Here is a 23,539-nt window from a genome sequence, read left to right as displayed (position 1 = left end):
CTCGCCAGTGGAGTAACACACAAATGATGACTATTGACTTAAATTGACAATACCCAGCCAACAAGTAACCTTTTAAGTAATCAAAAATGAAAAACAAGACAATGGAGCTACCGATGAAAAAACTCATCTGCAGTATCATAATTATCGCCCTGTTTCCGACGTTGGCATTAGCTGAAACGGTTCAAATAACTGAAACGAGCAGTCTTATTTTCGAGCTACCGGATGGTTGGCAATTAACCACAGAGCCACCACAAGCCCTGGTGGCAGAAATGGCTGAGCATATTGGCCATGAAGCGGCGGAAAAAGGATATTCGCCAACGCAAGCGCAACTGATGGCAGCGGCCATAAAGAGACTTAAGGCCAATGAAGTACTCCTCTATAACCCTGAAAGTACGGCATTCATAACCCTCGACATGAGTCATTTACGCCAAGGAGAAAGACCGCCCAGCAAAAAAAGCATCAAGCTCTCGGCTAAGTATGCCGGTCAATCACTCGAGCAGGAAGAAGGCGTCAGCCAACTGCAGGACACAAGTAATGAGACCACTATAAACGGCGCATGGTACGCCTACCGCTATGATGCTGACTTTTTACAGCACGACAAAAATAAACACTTTTCCGGCATCATCGGTTTTTCGGCCCCTCACTGGTTCTTCTTCTACGCGACCGATTACCTAAAGGATTCAAACGACAGACAAAAGATAGAAAAGATCTTCGAAAGCATTCGTATAGACTCAAAATAACCCAGAAGAAAACACAAAGGCTACCTCGCTAAAGGTAGCCTTTGACATGATTTCAGCTGAGGGAGAGGGATGAATTAACCGGCGAAAATTTGAACCGACTCGGTGCGCAATGATTTTTCAATACTCGCGACAATACCATCGGCATCGATACCCAATTGGGCACGTAACTCCGCTTGTGTCCCCTGTTCGACAAATTTATCAGGAATACCGATGCGGACCACCGGGATTGAAAGCCCTGCGTCATTCAACAACTCTAGAACTGCGGTTCCGAACCCACCCTGCAGAGCATTCTCCTCCGCGGTAATGACAAGCGGCACATTCTGCGCTTCGGCAAGAATCAACTCTCGATCAAGCGGCTTGACAAAACGGGCATCGATAACGGCGATCTCAACCCCCTGTTGCGAAAGAATTTTAGCCGCTTCCAAGGCCTCACCGACCATCACGCCGACAGCAATAATCAAGGCATCGTCACCACTACGGAGCAATTCCCCCTTGCCTATTTCTATGGTCTCAATCGTTCCCTCTAATGGCAAACCTACGCCGTTGCCACGCGGGTAGCGATACGCAAAAGGACCCTCCGCCAGAGAAGCGGTCTTCATAATACGGCGCATTTCAACTTCGTTGCGCGGCAGGGCAAAGGTTAAGTTCGGAATATGGCGCATAAAGGAAAGATCGAAAACACCGTGGTGAGTCGGCCCATCAGCACCAACCAGACCGCCACGGTCCAAGGCAAAAGTCACCGGAAGGTTTTGCAGACAGACATCATGCAGGATCTGATCGTAAGCACGCTGCATGAAAGTCGAATAGATGGTAACAACAGGGTGCAAACCGCGACAAGCGAGGCCAGCGGCAAAAGTGACCGCGTGCTGTTCGGCAATCCCGACATCAAAAAAACGCTCGGGGAACGCCTCAGCAAAACGGTTTAGTCCAGTGCCTTCCGCCATTGCCGCGGTTATTGCCACGATCCGCTCATCGTCCTCAGCCAGTTCGACCAGGGTATCGCCAAAAACCTTAGTGTAAGAGGCTGCCCCGCCAGGCTTGCCCCCTTTGACTTCACCCGTCACCGGATTAAATGGACCGACGCCGTGATACTTGGGCGGATTAAGCTCAGCCGGTTCGAACCCTTTCCCCTTTTTGGTTGCTACATGAAGCAGGACAGGCCCCTTGATATTGGAGACATTTTCCAGAGTCTCCATCAGTTCGTCTAAATTATGCCCATCAATGGGGCCAAAATAATCGAAACCGAATCCTTCAAAAAGCATCCCCGGGGTCAGAAAACCTTTCAGCGATTCTTCGGTCCGCTTAGCCAGGTTGACCAGATCCTTGCCGAATCCCGGCACGAAACTGAGAATATTTTCCGTTTCCTTTTTAAAACGAATAAATGCATCGGAAGACAGTTTACGACTTAAAAATGAGGAAAGAGCACCAACATTTGGCGAAATCGACATCTCGTTGTCATTGAGGATAACGACCATCTTCTGCTTCAGATGCCCGGCATGATTAAGCCCCTCGAAAGCCATTCCGGCAGTTAGGGAACCATCGCCGATAACAGCGATCACCTTATCATCGTTGCCACAGATACCAGTACCTGCGGCCATGCCCAGCGCAGCAGAAATCGACGTACTCGAATGACCGACATCAAAGGCATCGTGTTCGCTTTCATTGCGCTTAGGAAAACCGCTAATTCCGTTTAGTTGTCGCAAGGTATCAAACTGCTCCAGGCGGCCGGTCAGAAGTTTATGCGCATAAGCCTGATGGCCGACATCCCAGACAATCTTGTCTTTGGGGGATTCGAAAACCCGATGCAATGCAATACTCAGCTCGACAACCCCCAGCGAGCTACCTAGGTGACCGCCATTTTCCGATACCGTCGCAATAATCTGCTCACGCAATTCACCGGCGAGTTGAGTCAGTTCCCCCTTAGAAAGCTGCTTTAAATCGGCAGGAGACTTCAAATGTGAAAGAATAGTGCCCATAATGTTCCTCATCCTAAAGCTACGTCTGCTGTCAGCTGTGCTGCCCGGCACAGATCCTTCCGACAACAATCTCTCTTAAAATGATCGATCGACAATATAACTGGCAATCTCGCGCAACGGACGTGCCGTCTCGCCGAAAATTTCCAGTGAAGAAAAAGCCAGATCACGTAATTCACGCGCCCTTGCGCGAGCGCCATCAAGACCAAGCAGCGCTGGATAGGTCGCTTTGCCACGCTGTTGATCGCTACCGACATCTTTCCCCAACTGCTGCTGGTCGGCGACAATATCGAGGACATCATCGGCAACCTGAAAGGCCAAACCCGCAGCCTCCCCATAACGACAAAGTGCCCGCCGTTGGCTGAGATCTGCACCACCTAAAATTGCGCCTGCTTCGATCGAAGCCAGAATCAGGGCGCCGGTTTTATGCGTGTGAATATATTCGAGGGTCGGCAGGTCAATCTCCTTCCCCTCGGATTCCATATCGACCACCTGGCCACCGACCATACCACGAGACCCGGCACTGCGCGCCAGCAAGTGCATTACTTGACAGCGGGACTCGGCTGACACTTCTGGGGCAATCTCCGGGTTGGACAACAGAATAAATGCCTCCGTCAAGAGACCGTCACCAGCCAAAATCGCCCGTGCCTCACCGTACACCTTGTGATTGGTCGGCTTACCACGACGAAAATCGTCATCGTCCATGGCCGGCAGATCATCATGTATCAGTGAATAACTGTGGATCATTTCAAACGCGCAAGCTGCGGGCAACACCTGTTGGGGGGTACCGCCGACGGCTTCGCAGGCTGCCATCATCAGGATCGGTCGAATCCGTTTTCCACCGGCAAAAACGGAATAGCGCATCGCGTCATGTAATTTTGCCGGCAGCGTATCGGCACCGGGCAGATAGAGATCAAGCGCAGCTTCGACCAGCTGAATCCGTTCCTGCAGATAGGTCTCAAGAGGCCAATCACTACTCATCAATAAAATCCTCGGTGGTCAAACTGCCATCAGCTTGTTTTAGTAATTGCTCAACCTGCAGTTCAACATGCTGCAATGACGCGCGACAGATGTCTGCCTGTTCGACTCCAACTGAAAACACTTTCAAAGATTGATCGAGAGATAACTCACCGCTCTCCAACTTGGAAACTGCATCTTCGAGTTTTTTTATCGCCGTCTCAAAACCTTTTTTCACTGCCATAACTGCTTGCCTGTTCATTAATGTCAAAAGGTAGATTATCACCACCGGGACAGACTTACGTCAAGTCCTTTCCGGGACTTATTTGCTCTCATTTCCCCCAGGACCGGTGACAACCGCCGTCAGCTCCCCTTTCGCCAGATGCACGGTCAAGAGATCACCCGGCACAACCTGTTGCGAATCTATTAGCACACGCCCAGACTTGACATTTCGAACGATGGCATAGCCACGATTCAAAACCGCCAGCGGGGATAAGGCATCCAATTGACCGGCAAGAATAGCGAGGCGTTTTTGGTGCTCACCAAGGATCCCGGCCATCGCCTGTTCTAACCTCGATGACAGTTGGCGAAATTGAATACGTTCAAAGCGGAGCTGCTCAAGCGGGGCTTTAAGCCTTTTTTCCAGTCCCTGCAAACGGTTTTGCAACAACTCTAGCCGCGAACGCATCTGCTGACCTAAACGCAGGAGTAGCTGATCAAGATGACACTCCAGATCGAGTCGATTTTTAACCACCAGTTCTGCAGCAGCACTCGGCGTCGGCGCACGCAGATCAGCAACCAGATCAGCAATGGAGATATCGACCTCATGCCCAACGGCCGAAATAATCGGGATAGCTGATGCGGCAATCGCCCGCGCAACCGCCTCTTCGTTAAAGGCCCACAGATCCTCACGCGAACCGCCGCCACGCCCTACGATCAACACCTCGGAACTGCCTTCGCGATTCAGATCGGATATCGCAGTGCTGATTTCTGCGGCCGCCCCTTCGCCCTGGACACGAACCGGGCAGAGCAATACCTTGATCCCGGTTGAGCGGCGCCGTAAAACAGTCAAAATATCGTGGATTACCGCGCCGGTTGCCGAAGTCACCACCCCGATCGTGGTCGGGAACTCAGGTAACGGCAGTTTACGCTGTGCGTCAAACAAACCTTCTTTTGCTAGTTTCTCTTTTAATTGCTCCAGTGCCAACTGCTGGCTGCCAACCCCGACCGGCTCCATCCCTTCGACAATTAACTGCAGATCGCCACGCTGCGGATAGATTGAAACCCGACAGCGGCAGATGACTTCAAGCCCTTGCTCCGGCTGAAAACGCAAAGCTCGTGCGTGACTGCGGAACATGGCGCAGCGCAACTGAGATTTCGCATCCTTTAAGGTAAAATAGTAGTGCCCGGAAGCCGGCCGCGAAATACTGACGAGCTCACCCTGTACAAGGACCTCGACAAAGTTCTCCTCAACCAAATCCTGTAGCAGATTCACCAGCGCAGAAACAGAAATAACCCGTTGTGTATCCATCAAACAATAAAGTCCTTCCAGCTTTCGACCCAATAACTGCTGCGTATTATAGCCCTGTTAGCCGAAGATTGACAGTGACCTTCAGTTGACCTATAAGTTGGTTAAATTGATTCAATCAACTGCCTATGAGGATATCGATGGCCAAACCCTATGTGATTACTATCGCCAGTGAAAAAGGAGGGGTCGGCAAAACCACCCTGGCAACCAACCTGGCAGTCTACCTTAAAGGGCTGGCTGAAGACTTGCCCGTTACCCTTTTCAGTTTCGACAATCACTTCACCATTGACCAAATGTTTCAGCTCGGCAAGCAGCAGTCAAAAACACACATCGGGCACATTTTTACCGACACAACACCTGAAGAGCTGACCGTTGCAGGCCAATACGGCGTCCAATACATTCCCTCCTGCCGAGAACTTTTTGAACTGCAAAGACACCTGCAAGGGTTCGATCAACTGGGTGAGATTCTCAGTCGCAGCCAGCTCGGCGGATTGGTCATCATCGACACCAGCCCCATACTCGACACCTATACACGCAGTGCAATTTCTGCCGCTGACCGGGTGATCGTGCCGATCAAGGATGCCGCCTCACTGGAAAACTGCCAGAATCTGGCTACGTTCCTGAGCAAACAAGGACGGCCCAAATCGACCCTGCGGCTGCTCCCCTGCCTGATCGACACACGTATTCACTTTGACGGCCCTTTTCGCAATTCCTACCAATTACTCAAAGCCTACGCCATCAATCGTGGCTATCGTTGCTTCGAAGGATTTATTGCCAAAAGTCCAAAGGTGGAATCGCTCAGCACCAACCCCGCGGGCAAAATCTACCCAATCATCACCCATGGCCGCAACACCGATGTTCACCTACAGTTCATGCACCTGGCCCGTCAGGTTTACCTGGAGTACCTGCAATCCGGCCCGACCCGGATGAATGAGGTTGCCAGCGAGATTTACGACCGGGAAACTCGCCTCGAACGGGAACGCCGCAAGCGCTTTGCGCAGTTGCATAAGAGTTGCCTGTGTTGTGATGAGGCTTTGCCTGAAGATCAAGTCTGGCCTGGGGCCTATTATTTGGAAAGTGACGATGGCCAACTGGCAGGCTATATCGAAGACAGCTGTTTTCTCGACCTGGTCTTGCAAGATTGCTACGGCGAACAGCTGAATAATGGCTTGATGAATTCCCTGCGTGAGCTACTGGTTGAAACGGCTGAACGTTCCTATATTCTGCTGCAGAGGACCCCCTTGGCGGACGATCAGTCGCGGATAGATTTCTATCGTTTGGATCAACACGGCGAAAAGCTCTCCGGTCGCAGCTTACAAATAAAGGAGCGGGGAATTTTCAACCGGCAGCAAAAATCGAAATTATTGCAGTTATTCCGTAAAGCCTCCAGCGCAAGCAACCCTGACGGTGCCCAGCTGCTGCTGGCGCATCGAACCAGCAATAATCCGCTAAAGATTATCGAGCATCAAAACTATCTGCAATGGCAAACCATTTTCAGTCGGGTTCAAGTTGAATTGGCCGCAGAAAACCATCTATCAATGCCAGAGTTGGAAACGGATCAATAAGCTTTAGCCAGCGCCGAAGCCGGAACAAACTCGATTTGCTGTTGCCGTAACCAAGGAAGTTCTTCACGTAACGCTTGCAATGTTTCAGGATAAGGGTGGCAGATGGCAACCACCTCTCCCCGCTCGTTCGACATGCGTACCATTTTGCGAATTTGCTTGCGGATATAAGCGACGTCTTCAGTGTTGTCGAGAAAGATCTGCCGGGTTGCGGTCAACATTCCCATCCGCCGTGCCTCGTCAAAAGCAACTGAACTGGCGATCGTCTTACTGTCGATAAAGAAGTGTCCGCCCTGCTGCAGTTCGTCCAGGACAACATTCATAGCCGCACGATCCTGCGTGTAGCTTGAGCCCATGTGGTTATTCCCACCAGAGGCTCCGGGAACTTTATCCATATAGTGTCGTACAAGTTGGCGCGTCTGCATTTCGGTCTGATCAAGCAGCAGAGCGTTGGGACCTGGATTAACCCGGGGATAATTGTTCGGTTGCATGGGGATGTGAATCATATATTCGCGACCGGCATCCTGCAACAAAAGCGCCGCCTCCGTCGCCTTGTGGCTTTCCGGCAGGATCGCCGGTGTCACCATAAGACTTAACTCAAGCAAACTGCGGACGGTGGAGAGTGAGCGCCCCATATCATCCATCACAATGGCGATTTGCGGACGACTGCTGGTGATCTCAATCGGCACACGATAGCGAAGTTCAAGACGCAGTTCGTTTTGCCAATAAAGGCGCACTAAGCCCTTACGAGGCAACAGGTCGAGTTGAGCAGGCGCGCCAGTCAGACCGATCTTTGCCGATAGATCGAGTAATCGACTCCGATCAGGAAAATCGCCAAACATTTTCAACCGCTGCCGATTGCCCTCGACCGGCAACTTTTGCCAGCCCTGCGATTGCGGGCCACTGAGCAATTCCGCGTCAACCAGAGCATAAACCTGTGGATAGCCATAAATCGGCTGCGTCTCAGGTTTATGCACTTCAGTCGGAGTAACCACTTGGGGATATTTCGGAACAATGCTGGAGCGCAAACTCACCAACAGCACCAAACACAGACCAACGAAGGAGAGAAGAAACAAAGAGGCAAGTAAAACCCGAACTTTTTGTCCTTGCAGTGCAGACGTTTTTTTTGCTGCTTTAGGCAGCTTGGCATTGGGACGTTTTTTTCTTTTGATCATCTATATTACAGTTCTTCTTTTAAGGACCGGTCAGGTTTACTTGGCCACCTGAGCTTACAAATTAAGCTGCGCGCGAACGACGATTGAGGATATCCACCCCTTTTAACAGATCCAAGGCACGCATCAGTTGATAATCATTCTTCTCCCCATCTTCAAGCTGCTTTTGTTGTTCAGACACTTCTGGCTCTGGCTGAGTATTTCTCAAAGGCTGAAAATGATTTTCAAGATCCTTTTCGCTCAAGGAGTTCCCGTTTTTCTGTTCTTTTGCCACAATTTGCGGAACCACAATATCTGGGGTGATTCCTCGTGCCTGTATCGAAACACCAGCGGGAGTAAAATAGCGCGCCGTCGTCAAACGTAACCCTGACCGATCCCCCATCGGGATGATCGACTGCACGGACCCCTTACCGAAACTCTGCTCGCCTAAAAGAACGGCCCGTCCCTGATCCTGCATTGCCCCGGCAACAATTTCAGCGGCACTGGCACTGCCACCGTTGATCAGCACCACCAGGGGATAATCTGGTTCGGTCCCTTCGGCTTGAGCCCTGAACTCCATCTGACTTCCAGACTCACGACCTTCAGTATAAACAATCAACCCCTCGGAAAGGAACAGGTCGGAAACAGAAACCGCCTGATCCAGCAAACCACCTGGGTTATTACGCAAATCCAAAATCAGACCGTTAAGATCCCCACCGTTGCTTTTTTTTAAGAGCGCCAATTGCTCTTGCAAGTCAATGCCAGTACGAGCCTGAAATTGAGAAACTCGGGCATAGCCATATCCTTGCTGCAAAAGTTTACTCTTAACGCTATACAGTTGAATTATGTCACGAACAATGGTGAAAGCTTTCGGCGCAGTGAAACCTTCACGCCAGACAGAAATAGTAACTGCTGCGCCCTTAGGTCCACGCAACAAGCGAACCGCCTCCATGATTTCCATGTCCTTGGTCGACTTGTCGCCAATTTTGACAATCTGGTCGCCCGCCTCTATCCCAACCGTGAATGCAGGAGTGTCTTCGATCGGCGAGACAACGACCAGAACGCCATCCTTCATCGTTATTTCAATCCCCAAGCCGCCGAACTCGCCGTGCGTATCATCTTTCATATCCTGATACATCTCCGGGGTTAAAAAACTGCTATGAGGATCGAGCGTGGCCAGCATTCCCCGAATGGCACCGTAGATCAATTCAGTGGCATCCGTTTCTTCAACATAGCTCTTACGAATGATCGACAGCACATCGGTAAACAGTTCGAGCGTCTGGTAATCCTTCTGCTCATTGGCAACTGCCCCAACCGAAGACACGGTAACACTGAAAAAAGCACAACTCATTGCCATGACCAGAAGAACAAAACGTCTGACACGGAACATAAATTCCCCCTGCATCCTAGCGGCGCTGCAGCCAACTTAATGGGTTAACCGGCGAACCATCCTTACGGATCTCAAAATAGATACTATCGCGACCATCAAGGCCACTCTTTGCCACCACATCCCCGGCGGACACCTGATCTCCGGGTACCTTGTCAAGCTGATCGGCCTGGGCATAAAGAGTATGAAAACCACCAACATGACTCAGTATCAAAAGATTACCATATCCTTTAAACCAAGCGGAAAAGACGACCTTACCTGCGGCAACAGCGTGAATAGGCGTCCCGGCGGGAATCGCCAATTCAATCCCATTACTTTCATAATAAGCGCCGAGGACTGCGTCTTTTTTTGTACCAAACCCGATCAGCACCTCGCCGAGCACAGGCCAGGGCAACTTGCCTTTGCCCGCGCTGAAGCTGGCCATAGCAGTCGACGGTGGTGGTTCGGGTTGAGGACGCTCTTTTAAACGGGTAATCAATAACTGTAAGCGTTTTGCTTTTTCCTGCAAGCGGGACAGTTCCTGATTGAGCAGTTTTCTATCTGTTTTCACCTGTTTAAGCAAGCGCGAATGCAATCTGCGCCCATCAGTTGCGGTTTTCTTTTGCTGCTGTTCTTTTGCCAGCAAATCAGTCTGCTGCTGATTAAGACTCTCGAGTTCAACCAACTGCTGTTGGTGCGAGTCAACCGCCGAGCGGTAATCACCGAGCAACTCTCGATCATATTCCATGACCCGGGTCAGGTAATGATACTGCTGAACAAGCTCAGTTGGAGAATCCGCCGAAAAAAGAATTTTTAAAGGCCCGATGTCCCCTTCTTTATAGAGTGCCACCAAGCGTTTTTGCAATCGTCTGCCGGTGTGCTGGATTTTCTTTTGTGCGGTGGCAATCTGCTGCCTCTGGATCTCAACCTGACGTCGTACTTGAGACTGTTGTTTTTTTAACTCCGAAATACGTTTATCCAACTGCTGGAGGGTTCGATTCAATAAAGCCAGTTGGCGACTAAACTGTACTTCCGACTTTTTTTTAGCGCTCAGATCAATCTGAGCATTTTCTATCCGCTGTTGGATTTTATTTAACTGAGTACGACTGTCCTGCAGATCTTCCCCATCGACAGTGGGGACCACGAGGATGAACAACAGTACGAATAAAAGGGATTGATTACGAAACATGCCCATCAGACACGAACGAAACGACGCAAAGAGGAAAGACTGCCGAGAATACCCAATAGCACACCAGAAGAAACCAAGATGACTTGCTGCCCAGTCGTCAGGAACAAAAGGTCAAAATCAACCGGGGTCAACCAGAAAGAGGTCAAACTACGTTGAATAACGAATTTGAAAGAAATGGCGAGAAAGCCGAGGGACAGGATTCCTCCCAATAAGCCCTGCAGTGCGCCCTCCAAAAGAAATGGAATCTTGATAAAACGCATTGTCGCCCCAACCAGGGCCATAATTTCCAGCTCATCGCGGCGCGCATAAAGGGTCAGTTTGATGGTGTTGGAGACGATAAACAGGGCTGCAAAGAGCAAAAACCCGCCCAATACCATGCCGACGAAGCGTAACATATCGACAAAGGAATTAAAGCGTTCCAGCCATTTTTGCCCATAACGTAAATCCTCTACTGCCAAGGTATTGTCCAGTCGCTCAATAACCTTATTGATCCCTTCCTGATTACGAAATTCTGGCAGCAGAATCAATTCAAAAGAGGCTGGCAACAGGTCACGACTGACCCCTTCGAGTAGCGTGGCATCATCTGCCAAGCGACTTTTAAAACGCAACAGGGCATCAGCAGACGAAACATAGCTGACCGAGTCGACCTCGGGGAACTGCTTGACCTCAGTGAGCAAAGCAGGTAACTCTCGCTGCGTGGGAGCTTTTTCCAGATAAGCAACAACCTGAATTTCTCGCGTCCAGTTGGATGCCAACTGCTCGACATTAGCAACGACCAGAAAAAAGGTCGCAACCGTCGCCAGCGAAACAGCCATCGTCAAAATAGCTGCAGTACAAAGCAACGGCCATTGACGCATGTTGCGAACGGCCCTGCGAATAAAGTAACGGATATTTTCCAGCACAGCCGGATCCTCCGAATAAAATTGAATTATCTGCGACAATCAGCTTTCGTTTGGCTGCTGATCTGAAATCAGTTGACCTTTGTCCAGGGTGATTATGCGCCGCGGAAAGCGATGATGCAGGCTGTGATCGTGAGTTGCCAGCAACACCGTGGTACCACGGGCATTGGCCTTTTTAAAAAGCTCCATAATTTCCATAGTGACCTCCTGATCCAGATTACCACTCGGCTCATCGGCAAGCAGAATCAACGGATCAACAACCAACGCCCTGGCAACCGCAATCCGCTGTTGCTCACCACCAGACAGCTCTAATGGTTTTCGCTGCAGGCGATGTTCCAGGCCAACTTCCTTAAGTGCCTGATAAACTTTTTTACTCACCTCGTAGCGTTTTTTCCCCTGAGCTTCCAAGGCAAAGGCGACATTCTCATAAACAGTGCGGCTCTGCAACAATTTGAAGTCTTGGAAAACGACACCGATTTTCCGCCGCAGGTAGGGAATCTGAGGACCACGAATGCGGGTAATATTCTGCCGATTGATAAGGATCTGCCCACGAGTCGGTTTTTCAGCCGCATAGAGCATGCGCAAAAAAGTGGTCTTACCGGCACCTGAAGCACCGGTTACGTAGACAAAATCCCCCTTGGGAATTTGAATGGACAGATCTTTAACGGCGGGAGCTTCACCACCATAACTTTTGGTTACATTAAACAGCTGAATCATCGTCAGTTACCAGTCCTGATAAGGAATGCCATTGCCACCGACGAGATCGCTGCCGCTGCGCACATCATAACAGCCCCCTTGGGCCAATTGACCATTATCTGCGGGCTCAGGCGGGAGACAGTCCCAACTGCCAGAGTCCCGGGTGAACGGATCGCGCGGAACATCCCGCAGATATTTGCTATTGGCTAACTGCTCAAGACTATCGGGATAGGCCCCATTATCAGCGAAATAGGCATCGATGGCGCGACGCATCTGATACAAGTCTTCAGCCAATACCGACTCCTTTGCCTTGATCTGGCTCCGCTTGTATGACGGAATCGCAATCGAAGCAAGTACGCCGAGAATAACCATAACCGCCAACAATTCAAACAGCGTGAAGCCGCGTGTGTTCAATGTTTTTTTTATACTGATCATCGGTTACCAGTCACGATAGTAAGTTCCGTTTAGAGCAATGTCGTCACTCTGGGAATAGATATCATACACATCATCGCCACCCCAGACCGTAGAGTCCGGCTCATCGGCATAGGAGCGCTTCCCCCAACCATCATCGTAACGATCGAATGGATCGCGCGGCAAGCGCCTGAGGTATTTCTTTTTATAGGGGAACAATCCCCCCCAATCATTGCCTTCGATTAAATTCTCTAATTCTTCCGGGTAGCCGCTCGCATCAACAGTCGCAAAGATTTTCTTTGTCGCAACAGCCTCTTGATAATCCTTTTGATACTCGTCAATCGCGGTGCGCACTTGGCGTAAGGTTCTGCGCAACTCGAGCTCTTTGGTGCGGGTGACTGTGACCTCGGCAAGCGGAATAACGGTCGCGGCCAAAATGCCCATGATGGCGATGGCAATCACCAGCTCGATTAAAGTCAAACCAGAGCGATTCGATATACGGAAGTTTCGCATCAGCTGGCGATTCTACTTTTGAGCTTCTATCGTCAAACCATCCGTTTCAACCTTTAACCGCACCCCGCGCGGATTGCGAAAGTTTGTTCTCGTCGGCTCAATGACTCCAGTTCCAACGGCCAGCGCCTTAAAGTTCATAATAAACAGATCGCCTCCACCGGAAAGACCCTTGCCACCAGCCCCCTGTTTTAAGCCAACGATAATCCGGCCAGAACCTTCCAGCGCAGTGTGGGTGAAAATGGTCGGGCTGACCCCTTGCTTGAGAAAATCCCCTTCAGTGGCACTGATAAATTCAAAGACTTCTTTGTCGTACTGGACATACATGGGCGCGCTGAACAAATCCTTGATTTCACCGACATGAAAGGTCAAAGAAAAGGGCTCTCCAACCTTGACCAACTCCGCTCCCTTAATAAAAACCATCGGCTTAACGACGGCCACCGGCGCCGCGTCTGCAAGTATCGCCTGCTCTGCGACTGCTTCCTCTTCAGGAGTTGTCATTGGCGTAACAACTGGCGCAGACTCGGAACGTTCGCCAACATCCGGGGCCAACGCTGAAGGAACCTGCGCGGAAGTTTCAGGCACCGGTTCTTTTTCTGTCGCAGGGTCAACTAGCGGCGCTGTCTCAGGCTCGGGAACAACGTCGGTCGGCACCTGCAGGTCGGCCTGTGGCTCAATGCCTTTTTGCCCTCCTACATAATCATCGGCAAATGTCCCAAAATTCCGACCATATTTCAAATCGTCCTCACCACCGGACCAGATACTGGACACATCATGGCCCGGCAGGGTGACAGATTTGACGATATGCGGAGTAATCGAAAGAAGAATTTCCCGCTTGATTTTATTCTTTGTCGTCCCTGTGAACAAACGTCCGAGTAACGGGATATCACTAAGAAACGGAATTTTAGACTTGCTTACCGAATCGACATCACGCAGTAATCCACCAATTATCGTCTGTTCGCCATCTTTAAGGGTAAGGGTCGTATTTGCGTTTGTAGTCGAAATGGTCAGGACTGTTGTGCCATTTTCAGTAGGCGGTCCCGCGGTAGCATTGCTAACCTCAAGGCCAAGCTTGGTTGTAATGGTATTGTCGAGTTGAATCACAGGCTCAACGTCAAGCTTAACCCCGACATCAACATACTGGACATTTTCAGAGGTCTGATCGCCATTGATCGTTACCGTGACCACCGGTTCACGAGCACCGATATGGACCTTAGCCTTTTCCTTGTTCTTAACCCTTATTTTGGGACTCGCCAGCGTCTCGGTGTTATTTAGCGTCTTTACCATGTCAAAGGTAGCTGTCGGAATCCCATAGAAAGGATTAAGATTGTCGAATGACGATAGTAAGCCAGAAACAGGATCTGTAGCCCCTACACCTGCGGCAGCAATTGCCAACGCTCCATCTGCGGCCAAGCCAGCTTGTACAATATTAGCACTTGTCCTTAATCCAAAACTGCTATCATCAGAATGCTCGATCTCTATCAGTTCAAGATCAAAAACCACTTCCGAATCGCCCCGATCATTCGCTTCAATAACCTTTTGCGCTAGTTTGATCACTGCAGGCGTATCACGAATAATAATGGCGTTAAGTTCTTCGTGTACGTAAATCTTTCGCACCTGCAGCATGGTCCGTAGCAGGTTGACAGCTTTCTTGGCATCGATGTTCGAGAGGTAGAAGGTCTGAATCAACTGGTCTTCAAACTGCTTCTGTTTGTCGCGCGTTTTGGGAAACAGGATGATGGTTTTGCTATTGAGGATCTTCTTGTCTAACTTATTCATCCGCAACAATAGTTCCAAAGCCTGGGCAAAGGTTGCCTGCTCCAGAAACAGCGTCGTGTTGCTGCCACGCACATCCTCATCAAGAATAAAATTAATACCGGATAAATTGGTCAGAATTTCAAAAACATCCGGCAACTTCGCATCAGTAAAATTTAAGGTTATCGGTTGCGTTGAAACGACCTCCAACTCGACACCATCGACAACAACAAAGTTATTCTGCTCCAGTTTTTGTCGCAATTGTAATGCTGGCTGGAAATCGTTTACAAAACTTAAAGCCTGCTCTAACGTCACCTTAGCCTGTTGTTGCCGCCGCGCACTCAGTAGTTCTTCAGCATCAGCGGTCAGCTTTTGCGCCTGCAGATACTTCATACTATTTTGCAAGCCTTCGGCCGCAACATAGTATGATCCGTCTAAATCAGCAGCAAGGCGGTACTCTTCCTGAGCTTTTCTGTAGTTTGACTGCTCAAAAAACTTGTCTCCCCAATGCTTATGGTTCTGAGCTGACTTTTCACGAGCGGAGTTGAGCTTTAACCGATATTCATAATTCTTCGGTTCTTTTTTAACAGCTGCCATGAAAGAATAAATGGCTTGATCATAACTTTCCTGCGACAAAGCCTTTTCACCATCCTTAAAAGCTGCTCGTCCTGCAGCGCAACCGGACAACAGAGTAACGGCCAGAAGAATACAGCCTAAGCGTACTGACCAGCCTCTGATCAAGAATCGCATATTTATCAAGCTCCTAATATCTATTTGGCTCACGGATCTACCTCAACTTTTTCGCTATCAACAGCGGGGATCTCCGCCTCGGGTACGGGGCTAGTATAAGTCGGTACACTTGGGCGCCCCGATGATACTTTAGGGACCGGCATCCGCTGCGTTTTCGGCTCTCCGATTGTGAGCGCCACACCTGTGTCATCCTGTCCGCGACTGACGATCATTTGTGTTTCAGTCAATTCACGAACCAGGAGTCCATCCGCAAAGCGATCCCCCTTTTTCACCAAGTAAAGATCACCCTGCGATGTCGTAAGAAAAACCGTCATCCGGCCGCTTTTACGCAAAAAACCAAGGACATTCAATGGCGGAATCGACTTATTCACGACAGGCCCTCGGACCACCGGACGAATAACTACTGGTGGCGGCAATTCAACAACTGCGGGGGCCGGAATTGGAGCCGCGACAGCCACAGACTTGACAACGCGCGGTGCTCGATAAAGTGCACGGAAAAGATCCCGTTTCGGCTTTTTATAGGGCAGTTTCTCTCCACCGGAAAAATCGAGCGCAAGATCAACACCAGGGCCGGAAGCAACCGAGGAAACCGAACGGCGGGGATCAGAAGCGGTTGAATTAGCCACCTGTTGCTGACGGGGATATTCATTCCAGGCGTAACCGATAGCTAACAGTAAAACAACTATCAGCAGTAGCGAACGAGTTCGGCTCATCGCGCTACCTCCTGAAAATATGTTGTTAAATTTATCTGCAGGCTCACGATCGAAGAATTATCCTTACTCCGTCGTCCGGTTAAGCTGATTTTATCAATGAGAAGAATCCGCCGCGAATTTTCCAAAAAATGGATAAACTTCTTCATCTGTCCGTAAGTTCCATCAACGGAAAAACTCAGGCTATAAGTCAGAAAGTTTGCTTCAGTGTCTAATTTAGGTTCATAGGAAATCTGTCGAATATCCAGATTGGTCTGTCCCGCCCAGGAAAAAAGATCCCCGATAAAATCGGCGAATTCATCCTTTTCTGGAATCAATTCTGAAAACTTAAGCAGATCGCGTTCCATTTGTTCAACGGTCGAAACAGGGACACCGCTTTGCGCAAGCTTAGCCTCTCTGTCCATCAGTTGCTGCTGCAACACCCTTTGACGGGCCTGCAATCTCTTCGATTCAGGATCGGCAACCAGCGTTTGGTAAAAAAACAGCGCAACAGATAGCAGAACGAGAGCAGCAATAGCACTGAACAATCCACGGTTCCGGCTCCAGATGTCTTTTAGCAGGGCAGTTTTCGACATGACTAAAACACCCCCTCTAGCCGAATCGAAAACTGCAGGGCGGTCCTGTTTATCTCGTCATATCCAAGCGTCTCAATTTGACTTTGATTTTGCAAAAACACCTGCTTAAAGGAAGAAGCATATAAATTATCGAGCAGTTTCTGTAAATCAGGCAATTTTTTGCACACCCCGGTCAGAACCAAGGTACCGTCAGAATAATTTGGATTGAAGCTGCGAATGCTGACATCTCTAGGCAATAAGCCTTCCATGCGATCGAAAAGAACCGTCCAGCGAAAGGCATCTTCGCGGAGCAACTCTTTTGCCCGACCGAGACTCTGTTTCTGCGCTGAAATTTGCTCGGCGGTAAAATGCGCAGGGATTTTGCCACGCAGTTGTTTCTCAATCGCCTCGATGTCAGTTCGATAATCAAGATTCAATTGCCAAGTATGCAGAGAAATCCGTAACTGAAAAAGAAGGATCAGCAATATCAGTAAAGCAAACAGCAGATAGCCCCATTTCAGAGCACGCTCATTGACATAACTGCGACTGGCAAGATTGAGGGTCAGTTTCATCGCGTCACTCTTTGAATCATCCGCTCAGCTACACCAAGTGCAGCAGCCATTCCACTGGCATCAGTAGCAGAAATTGATAGTTTTTGAGAATCTGCCAACTGGTGAATCGGCGAAGCCAACAGTTTTACTTCCCGCTCAAAGGCTGAACTGACAGCATCGAGCAAATCGTCCGTTTGCTCCCAGTTGCTATGGAGATACACTGTCGAACGGGCAAAAGAAGTATGGGCGCGACGATAACCGACCATCGAACGATTGATTTCCTGAAAGATCTTTTCCGGATTTTCAGAAACCGTTTTGGCACGACAGAAATCGAGCAAATGATTTTCAAAGGCGAGCATGCAAAGCTGATTACCATCAACGCCGATAAGGATAAAATCGGAACCGAGATCGATTCTGGAATGATAGGCATTATACAGGTTCAAAGCATGGAAATCGACCAGTGCCGCAGAAAACCCGGCTTGTTCCAACAGTTCTTCGTACTGGGTTAAAACGTCTTCCGCCATAACGGAAGCCAGCAACCGTCTTCCACCAGATTCACGCTCTTCAAGAACCTGATAATCGACGACGATTCTTTCTAACTGGGGCGGCAACAAACTCTTTAATTGCCAACGAACGATATCCAAACCTTCAGCGTAATTTTTAAAAGGAGTGTCGATATCAAGGTGAAAAACGTGTCCAGCGGTATCAGGCAAAGCAACAGCAATCCGCTTTTCCCGCTTGGCCAGAGGTAAAAGAACCTCGCGCACGGCGGCAACGAACAGTTCTGGTTTGCGAACATTGGGCTCAAGTACCGTCGGCAACAGCACCCCTTCGCTAAAATTGAGGGTTTGCCCTCCGGACAAGGCAGTTCCAGAACCACGCCGTTGTACCGCAATGGCCCGTAACCCCTCGCGGCGGATATCTAGTCCCAAGTAGTTGCGTCGTAACACGTAAATCAAATCTCCGCAAAGGTGACGCGATCGATCTCGCGAAATGTCGTTTCGCCCAGCAGGACTTTTTCCAAAGCCGCTTCGCGCAAGAAAACCGTCCCATTTTCACGCGCCAGTTTTTTCAATTCGGACACCGGACTTTTAGCAGCAATCCGCTCGCGCAGTTCATCGTTCATCTCCAACAGTTCGACAATCGCACTCCGTCCGACATACCCCAAGCTATTACACTCTTTGCACCCTTTCGCATCGTGGAAGTTGGCACGGGCACACTGCTCTTCAGTCAAACCATACCCCCGTAGCACCTCAGGATCGTGACTAACCGGCTCCTTGCAATGCTTACAAAGAACACGAACCAGACGCTGCGCCAACACACAATTAAGGCAAGAGACAAAGTTGTAGGGGTCGATCCCCATGTGCAAGAACCGCCCAAGCACATCAAACACGTTATTGGCGTGCACAGTGGTGAAAACCAGGTGACCAGTCAACGCCGACTGGACGGCAATTTGCGCCGTCTCAGGATCGCGAATCTCGCCAACCATAATCTTGTCCGGGTCATGGCGCAGTACGGAACGTAAACCGCGAGCGAAGGTCAGCCCCTTCTTTTCGTTAACCGGAATCTGCACCACACCTTTGACCTGATATTCCACCGGGTCCTCGATGGTGACAACCTTTTCTTCTGTCGAGTTGATCTCAGACAAGGCGGCATACAGAGTCGTGGTCTTGCCGCTCCCGGTCGGTCCGGTGACCAACACCATGCCGTAAGGCTCACGAATTCGGCTGCGCATCCGCCCTCTTTCCCGCTCAGCAAAGCCAAGCGCTTCAAGGGTTAAACCTTGCATGTCCGCAGCGATCGATTCCTTGTCGAGAATCCGGATAACAGCGTCTTCGCCAAAGATAGTCGGCATGATCGAGACGCGGAAATCAATCGACTTGCTCCCCATCCGCACCTTAAAACGGCCATCCTGCGGAACTCGTCGTTCGGAGATATCAAGTTCGCTCATGACCTTGATTCGCGAAATAATCGGGCTTTGAAAACGGCCGTCGATGGTTTCGGTTGCCTGGTAAAGAACCCCGTCAACACGGTACTTGATGACAACACCCTCACCGGTTGCCTCAATATGGATATCACTTGCGCGCTTATTGAGAGCATCAAACAGGGTTGAATCAATCAAACGGATAATCGGGCTGGTATCAGCAGTCAGTTTTTCGATCGAAAGGACCTCATCCCCCTTGTCGGTCTCCCTGATCAGCTGCAATTTAAAGTCTTCCGAGGCTTCACGCAAGACCCGCTGAGAACCGGCACCTCGTTCTATCAATCGGTCGATCTGGCTCTTTGACGCAATCTTTAACTCCAGAGCCAAACCGAGCTGCAGTTCAAGATTGTCCAGAGCAACGACATCAGTGGGATCGGCAACGGCCACCACCAGTTTGTCCCCTTGGTGCTCAAGCGGGACCAAGCTGTATTTCATCGGCACATCAGACGGCAGCATTGCAAGCAGTTCCGGATCGAGAACCAGATCGTCCAAATCAATATATTCATACTGAAACTGGATCGCTAAGGCACGAGCCAATTCTTCTTCGCCAAACAAACCATCAGCGATACCGGTCGCACCAAAACTTTTTCCACTGACTTGCAATTTTTCCAGGATCAAGTCGATTTCCACAGCGGCGATGGCCCCCATATCGACAAGAATTCTCCCGATCATTTTGCGTTGATACTTCATCCGTGTCTCTAACCCTCAGGCTCAGCCTACAGTCCCTGCCAACTGAAAAATGGGCACATACATAGCAACAACAATAAAGGCGATCAGACCACCCATCGTCATCATCAAAACCGGCTCAATCATGGTCGTTAAGCGGGTCAACAGTCGCTCAACTTCATCTTCATAATAATCAGCAACATCGGCAAGCATTTCGGTCAAAGATCCAGAGGTCTCGCCAACTCCGACCATTCGCAATGCCAGGGACGGAAAGAAACCGGTCCGTTCAAGTGACTCGGATAGCGAAACGCCTTCCTCAACCCGACGGATAGCTTGGATCATCTCTTTTTCCAGGCTGCGATTATTCAAGGTTCCACGCGACATCTGCATCGCCGGCACCAAGGGGGTTCCGCTAGCGAGGGTTGTCCCAAGAGTGCGGGTAAATCCGGCCAACGCATAATCGATCTTCAAGCCACCGAAAAAAGGTAATTTGAGCAGCAAGCGATCAAATTGAAGCTGCCAGCGTGAAGAGCGCAGGAGCATTTTCAAAAAGAAGACAACAACGACTATTGCAATCAATAAAAGATACCAGAAATCCTTCAGGAGCGTGGAGAGACCTATAAGTATCTGGGTCATCAGCGGCAGCTCAACCTTGGCATCCGCGTAGATCTGAGTAAAGGTAGGAACCACAAAAATCATCAGAAAAATAACAACTGAAACAGCAGCGGAAGTCAACAGCAGCGGGTAAAATGAAGCGCTTCGGACCTTTGCCCGGATCGCTTCCGAACGTTTCTGATAAACCAGAAAACGCGACATGGTTTCTGGCAAGTCCCCGGTCTTCTCACCAGCCTTGATTGCCGCGATATAGAGTGGCGGGAAATACTGGGGGAACTTGATAAAAGCATCCGACAGAAGACTCCCACCCTTAATTGCTTCACGAATATCAGCCAAGGCATCACGAAAGTTACCCACTTCCATCTGCTCTATCTGCGTATCCAGAATCTGCAGGATGGGTAGCCCGGAACGGAGCAATACCAATAGTTCCTGGTTAAAAGAGAGAAATCGACGCCCAGCTAAACGACCGCCCTTCGACCCCTCCTTTGCGAACAACTGAAAAGTCTCGCGACGGATCTGAAAGACATAAAAGCCTTGATCCTGAAGATTCTCTTTCAACTGCTCTTTTGACGTGGACTCAAACTGCTTACTAACGACCCGTCCATCAGCAGTTCCAATTTTACATACATAGCTCGGCATAGCTAACAATGCTATCATACCATTAGCCAAAAGAGAATTTTTTAACGTAAATAGTTCACCATAATTACACATAATAAAAAAGCGGGAAGCAACAATGACATGCCGCTTCCCGCTGGACCTTAAAACTATAAAAATGGCCCCCTAGATCAACCCTGTGCCTGCACTGCAGTGATTGCTGAAACGTTGACAATATCATCTACGGAACAACCGCGGGACAGATCGTTGACCGGCTTGGCAAGCCCCTGAATGATCGGGCCAACGGCTTCGGCACCAGCAAGACGCTCTACCAACTTGTAGCCGATGTTGCCAGCATCAAGATCAGGAAAGACGATGGTGTTGGCCCGACCGGCAACATTTGAACCGGGCGCCTTCTTCTCGCCAACCTTCGGAAGCAGTGCGGCATCGGCCTGCAGTTCGCCATCAATAGCCAAGTCAGGGGCCAATTCTTTGGCGATTGCCAGCGCTTTTAGTACCTTGTCGCAATCCTCATGCTTGGCACTTCCCTTGGTTGAGAAACTGAGCATGGCAACCCGGGCCTCAACACCGAGGAAGCTCTTGCAACTGGCCGCTGTACTGATCGCAATCTCCGCCAAGGCCTGAGCATCCGGATTGGGATTAACGGCACAGTCAGCAAAACAGAGCACCCCATTCTCACCAAACTCGGGGGTCTTGGTCACCATCAGAAAGACCGAGGACACCGTCTTCATCCCAGGCGCGGTTCCTATCACCTGAAAGGCAGCACGCAGGACGTCTCCCGTCGTATTATAAGCACCGGCAACAGCACCACCGGCGTCTCCCTTGTGCACCATCATGGCGCCGAAATAGAGATTATCCTCACCGGTCAGCAATTCGATCGCCTGCTCGCGGGTCAATCCTTTTTTCTTACGGATTTCGACTAATTCCGCAGCATAACCTTCAAGCAGGTCGGAACTCTTCGGCTCGATCAGCGTAACACCGTCAAGAGAAACACCCATTTCGGCTGCCTTAGCGGTAAGGACCGCAACATTTCCAAGCAGAGCGACATTTGCCAGTCCGTCGGCAACAATCTTGGCCGAAGCCTCAATCATCCGATCATCGTACCCTTCCGGCAAGACGACAGTCTGTAAATTCTGGCGGGCCTTTGCTTTGATCTGATCAACAAGATGCATTAAATTCCTCCTTCACTTTACGTCCGCTTATCTCCAATTAAAACAATATTTGATAAAATTAGTCCTGAACAATTCAAGACCTACAAAGAATAGAGTCGTTTATACCTAAAGGCCGAAGCGACGGTCAATCGCTTTTTCATTTTTACTCGGACCATCAGACTAGCAGCACGAAGCAACAACCGCTATAATCCTCGGCCTATGCAATTAAACAATTCAGCGACCACAAATACAAACCGTAACAGGCCGGCACTCCTGACGTTTTGCGTGCTTTTTTCAATTCTGCTGCACCTGTTGGTGATTTTCCTGTTGCCCTATTTAAAAACGGCTCCCGATATGACGACAACGTCGCAACAGCCGACGGTTGTCCGCTTGGTCGACAAACCCTCAACAGAACAAAAAATGGAATACGAACTGGACCAACAGCCGAAACAAGTGGAGACAGAAGCACCACCAAAAAGCACGCGTTTGGCAGAGCAGAATCAACAAACGGAAAAGGAGATGGCCCCGAAAGGCGACGACGTCCGTGACCAAGCGAAGCAGCCGGCAATCAAACAACCCAGCCTAGCCGTTAAGGCACAGCCCCCTGCAGCAAACCGACCAGCGCAACAGCAGGCGATGACTCAGAACACCACAAAATCAAAACTGCCTCGCAAGCAAGAGGGGAAATTCACCGCGCCAGCGCCTCAGCAGTCAGCCAGCAGCACCAAACAACCGGAAGCTGCTCCGACTCCATCTCTGGAGCAACTGACCCAGTTGACACCCAACACCTTGAATCGGCTTGCTCAAGCAAGCCAGTCGGACAGAGAAAGGATAAAGCAAAGGGAAGACATGGAAACGGGAGATACCGTCTGGCTCAACCTGAAACGAGGCGACTTAATTTCTTTTTTCCGGCGCTTCAGTAATCAAGTCGAATGGGTTTGGAACTACCCGCAGCAGGCGATTGTGAACGAAATGCAGGGAACCCTGCTGCTAAAGGTCACCATTGACCGAACTGGCGAACTTGTTGATGTCGAGTTGATCCGCGGGAGCAACTATGAACTCCTCGACTCGACAGCAATACAGGCAATCTTTGCGGCGGGGCCATTCGGCCCCCTGCCGAAGCACTACCCCCACCCAGACCTAAAATTTTATGCACACTTCCAATACACGCTAAGCGGAAAGTACATCTACGGAGAAGGCCGCTAA

General features: G+C 50.0%; 22 protein-coding genes. 3 read left to right on the top strand and 19 right to left on the bottom strand.

Translation table 11 applies throughout. The annotated features are described in order from the left end of the window. The first annotated feature begins 113 nt into the window (after positions 1-113). Entirely contained in the window at positions 114-740 is a 627-nt protein-coding gene (locus ACZ5PT_RS13340; RefSeq protein WP_464263523.1) for a hypothetical protein, read from the top strand. Between the two features lie 74 nt (positions 741-814). Here the strand turns inward: ACZ5PT_RS13340 and dxs are convergent, their stop codons facing one another. The 4 genes from dxs to xseA all read right to left on the bottom strand — a co-directional run bounded on the left by dxs (position 815) and on the right by xseA (position 5,201). Further along, positions 815-2,716, bottom strand: a complete 1,902-nt coding sequence (dxs, locus tag ACZ5PT_RS13335) for a 1-deoxy-D-xylulose-5-phosphate synthase (protein WP_464263522.1) — start codon at positions 2,714-2,716, stop codon at positions 815-817. Positions 2,717-2,791: 75 nt separating this feature from the next. Then, positions 2,792-3,694 (bottom strand): polyprenyl synthetase family protein, encoded by a 903-nt coding sequence (locus ACZ5PT_RS13330; protein WP_464263521.1) that lies wholly within the window; start codon positions 3,692-3,694, stop codon positions 2,792-2,794. Next, positions 3,687-3,914 (bottom strand): exodeoxyribonuclease VII small subunit, encoded by a 228-nt coding sequence (gene xseB / locus ACZ5PT_RS13325; protein ID WP_464263520.1) that lies wholly within the window; start codon positions 3,912-3,914, stop codon positions 3,687-3,689. The genes ACZ5PT_RS13330 and xseB overlap by 8 nt, the downstream gene beginning before the upstream one ends. A gap of 78 nt (positions 3,915-3,992) precedes the next feature. Continuing rightward, positions 3,993-5,201, bottom strand: coding sequence for an exodeoxyribonuclease VII large subunit (gene xseA, locus ACZ5PT_RS13320; protein WP_464263519.1), 1,209 nt, complete (start codon positions 5,199-5,201; stop codon positions 3,993-3,995). A gap of 137 nt (positions 5,202-5,338) precedes the next feature. Between xseA and ACZ5PT_RS13315 the strand changes: the two genes are divergently transcribed. Beyond that, the gene (locus ACZ5PT_RS13315) at positions 5,339-6,763 is read left to right on the top strand and encodes a ParA family protein (protein ID WP_464263518.1); all 1,425 of its coding nucleotides are present in this window, start codon (positions 5,339-5,341) and stop codon (positions 6,761-6,763) included. On the opposite strand, the gene ACZ5PT_RS13310 is transcribed toward ACZ5PT_RS13315, so the two are convergent. The 15 genes from ACZ5PT_RS13310 to pta form a co-directional block, all read right to left on the bottom strand. Then, complete coding sequence (locus ACZ5PT_RS13310) at positions 6,757-7,935, bottom strand: divergent polysaccharide deacetylase family protein (protein WP_464263517.1); 1,179 nt, start codon at positions 7,933-7,935, stop codon at positions 6,757-6,759. The two genes, ACZ5PT_RS13315 and ACZ5PT_RS13310, sit on opposite strands and share 7 nt — an antisense overlap. A 61-nt stretch (positions 7,936-7,996) precedes the next feature. After that, entirely contained in the window at positions 7,997-9,301 is a 1,305-nt protein-coding gene (locus ACZ5PT_RS13305; protein ID WP_464263516.1) for a S41 family peptidase, read from the bottom strand. A gap of 16 nt (positions 9,302-9,317) precedes the next feature. Beyond that, the gene (locus tag ACZ5PT_RS13300; protein WP_464263515.1) at positions 9,318-10,466 is read right to left on the bottom strand and encodes a murein hydrolase activator EnvC family protein; all 1,149 of its coding nucleotides are present in this window, start codon (positions 10,464-10,466) and stop codon (positions 9,318-9,320) included. A 5-nt stretch (positions 10,467-10,471) separates the two neighbouring features. Beyond that, positions 10,472-11,368: a permease-like cell division protein FtsX gene (ftsX, locus tag ACZ5PT_RS13295; RefSeq protein WP_464263514.1), complete on the bottom strand. Its 897-nt coding sequence runs from the start codon at positions 11,366-11,368 to the stop codon at positions 10,472-10,474. Between the two features lie 39 nt (positions 11,369-11,407). After that, positions 11,408-12,082: a cell division ATP-binding protein FtsE gene (gene ftsE, locus ACZ5PT_RS13290; RefSeq protein ID WP_464263513.1), complete on the bottom strand. Its 675-nt coding sequence runs from the start codon at positions 12,080-12,082 to the stop codon at positions 11,408-11,410. 6 nt (positions 12,083-12,088) lie between these two features. Further along, a complete protein-coding gene (locus ACZ5PT_RS13285) occupies positions 12,089-12,496 on the bottom strand; it encodes a type IV pilin protein (RefSeq protein WP_464263512.1) in 408 nt (135 codons plus the stop codon). Between the two features lie 3 nt (positions 12,497-12,499). After that, the gene (locus ACZ5PT_RS13280) at positions 12,500-12,985 is read right to left on the bottom strand and encodes a type II secretion system protein (RefSeq protein ID WP_464263511.1); all 486 of its coding nucleotides are present in this window, start codon (positions 12,983-12,985) and stop codon (positions 12,500-12,502) included. Between the two features lie 12 nt (positions 12,986-12,997). Beyond that, positions 12,998-15,487 carry a secretin N-terminal domain-containing protein gene (locus ACZ5PT_RS13275; RefSeq protein WP_464263510.1) on the bottom strand — a complete coding sequence of 830 codons (2,490 nt, stop codon included), beginning with the start codon at positions 15,485-15,487 and terminating at the stop codon, positions 12,998-13,000. 29 nt (positions 15,488-15,516) lie between these two features. Beyond that, positions 15,517-16,200: a hypothetical protein gene (locus ACZ5PT_RS13270; protein ID WP_464263509.1), complete on the bottom strand. Its 684-nt coding sequence runs from the start codon at positions 16,198-16,200 to the stop codon at positions 15,517-15,519. Beyond that, positions 16,197-16,772, bottom strand: coding sequence for a type IV pilus inner membrane component PilO (locus ACZ5PT_RS13265; protein ID WP_464263508.1), 576 nt, complete (start codon positions 16,770-16,772; stop codon positions 16,197-16,199). Before ACZ5PT_RS13265 ends, ACZ5PT_RS13270 begins: the two co-directional genes overlap by 4 nt. A 2-nt stretch (positions 16,773-16,774) precedes the next feature. Then, positions 16,775-17,323, bottom strand: coding sequence for a PilN domain-containing protein (locus tag ACZ5PT_RS13260; protein WP_464263507.1), 549 nt, complete (start codon positions 17,321-17,323; stop codon positions 16,775-16,777). After that, on the bottom strand, positions 17,320-18,252 hold the full coding sequence (gene pilM, locus ACZ5PT_RS13255; RefSeq protein WP_464263506.1) for a type IV pilus biogenesis protein PilM: 933 nt from the start codon (positions 18,250-18,252) through the stop codon (positions 17,320-17,322). Before pilM ends, ACZ5PT_RS13260 begins: the two co-directional genes overlap by 4 nt. Positions 18,253-18,257: 5 nt before the next feature. Further along, positions 18,258-19,976: a GspE/PulE family protein gene (locus ACZ5PT_RS13250; protein WP_464263505.1), complete on the bottom strand. Its 1,719-nt coding sequence runs from the start codon at positions 19,974-19,976 to the stop codon at positions 18,258-18,260. A 21-nt stretch (positions 19,977-19,997) separates the two neighbouring features. Then, positions 19,998-21,206, bottom strand: a complete 1,209-nt coding sequence (locus tag ACZ5PT_RS13245; RefSeq protein WP_464263504.1) for a type II secretion system F family protein — start codon at positions 21,204-21,206, stop codon at positions 19,998-20,000. A 146-nt stretch (positions 21,207-21,352) separates the two neighbouring features. Continuing rightward, positions 21,353-22,354 carry a phosphate acetyltransferase gene (pta, locus tag ACZ5PT_RS13240; protein ID WP_464263503.1) on the bottom strand — a complete coding sequence of 334 codons (1,002 nt, stop codon included), beginning with the start codon at positions 22,352-22,354 and terminating at the stop codon, positions 21,353-21,355. A gap of 264 nt (positions 22,355-22,618) precedes the next feature. Here pta and ACZ5PT_RS13235 point away from each other — a divergent pair, with 264 nt between their 5' ends. After that, positions 22,619-23,539, top strand: coding sequence for an energy transducer TonB (locus ACZ5PT_RS13235; protein ID WP_464263502.1), 921 nt, complete (start codon positions 22,619-22,621; stop codon positions 23,537-23,539).

The sequence above is a fragment of the Desulfuromusa ferrireducens genome, from assembly GCF_055389805.1.
Note: the sequence above shows the minus strand (reverse complement) of the source record. Positions and strands in the feature narration are given on the sequence as shown.

What these genes read in the sequence shown, in the direction of transcription:
- ACZ5PT_RS13300 (WP_464263515.1), bottom strand. Translation starts at nt 10,466, where the DNA reads ATGTTTCGTAATCAATCCCTTTTATTCGTACTGTTGTTCATCCTCGTG.
- ACZ5PT_RS13250 (WP_464263505.1), bottom strand. Translation starts at nt 19,976, where the DNA reads ATGAAGTATCAACGCAAAATGATCGGGAGAATTCTTGTCGATATGGGG.
- ACZ5PT_RS13310 (WP_464263517.1), bottom strand. Translation starts at nt 7,935, where the DNA reads ATGATCAAAAGAAAAAAACGTCCCAATGCCAAGCTGCCTAAAGCAGCA.
- ACZ5PT_RS13315 (WP_464263518.1), top strand. Translation starts at nt 5,339, where the DNA reads ATGGCCAAACCCTATGTGATTACTATCGCCAGTGAAAAAGGAGGGGTC.
- xseB (WP_464263520.1), bottom strand. Translation starts at nt 3,914, where the DNA reads ATGGCAGTGAAAAAAGGTTTTGAGACGGCGATAAAAAAACTCGAAGAT.
- ACZ5PT_RS13260 (WP_464263507.1), bottom strand. Translation starts at nt 17,323, where the DNA reads ATGAAACTGACCCTCAATCTTGCCAGTCGCAGTTATGTCAATGAGCGT.
- ACZ5PT_RS13270 (WP_464263509.1), bottom strand. Translation starts at nt 16,200, where the DNA reads ATGAGCCGAACTCGTTCGCTACTGCTGATAGTTGTTTTACTGTTAGCT.
- ACZ5PT_RS13340 (WP_464263523.1), top strand. Translation starts at nt 114, where the DNA reads ATGAAAAAACTCATCTGCAGTATCATAATTATCGCCCTGTTTCCGACG.
- ACZ5PT_RS13280 (WP_464263511.1), bottom strand. Translation starts at nt 12,985, where the DNA reads ATGCGAAACTTCCGTATATCGAATCGCTCTGGTTTGACTTTAATCGAG.
- ACZ5PT_RS13330 (WP_464263521.1), bottom strand. Translation starts at nt 3,694, where the DNA reads ATGAGTAGTGATTGGCCTCTTGAGACCTATCTGCAGGAACGGATTCAG.
- ACZ5PT_RS13275 (WP_464263510.1), bottom strand. Translation starts at nt 15,487, where the DNA reads ATGCGATTCTTGATCAGAGGCTGGTCAGTACGCTTAGGCTGTATTCTT.
- pta (WP_464263503.1), bottom strand. Translation starts at nt 22,354, where the DNA reads ATGCATCTTGTTGATCAGATCAAAGCAAAGGCCCGCCAGAATTTACAG.
- xseA (WP_464263519.1), bottom strand. Translation starts at nt 5,201, where the DNA reads ATGGATACACAACGGGTTATTTCTGTTTCTGCGCTGGTGAATCTGCTA.
- ACZ5PT_RS13245 (WP_464263504.1), bottom strand. Translation starts at nt 21,206, where the DNA reads ATGCCGAGCTATGTATGTAAAATTGGAACTGCTGATGGACGGGTCGTT.
- ftsE (WP_464263513.1), bottom strand. Translation starts at nt 12,082, where the DNA reads ATGATTCAGCTGTTTAATGTAACCAAAAGTTATGGTGGTGAAGCTCCC.
- dxs (WP_464263522.1), bottom strand. Translation starts at nt 2,716, where the DNA reads ATGGGCACTATTCTTTCACATTTGAAGTCTCCTGCCGATTTAAAGCAG.
- ACZ5PT_RS13265 (WP_464263508.1), bottom strand. Translation starts at nt 16,772, where the DNA reads ATGTCGAAAACTGCCCTGCTAAAAGACATCTGGAGCCGGAACCGTGGA.
- ACZ5PT_RS13285 (WP_464263512.1), bottom strand. Translation starts at nt 12,496, where the DNA reads ATGATCAGTATAAAAAAAACATTGAACACACGCGGCTTCACGCTGTTT.
- ACZ5PT_RS13305 (WP_464263516.1), bottom strand. Translation starts at nt 9,301, where the DNA reads ATGTTCCGTGTCAGACGTTTTGTTCTTCTGGTCATGGCAATGAGTTGT.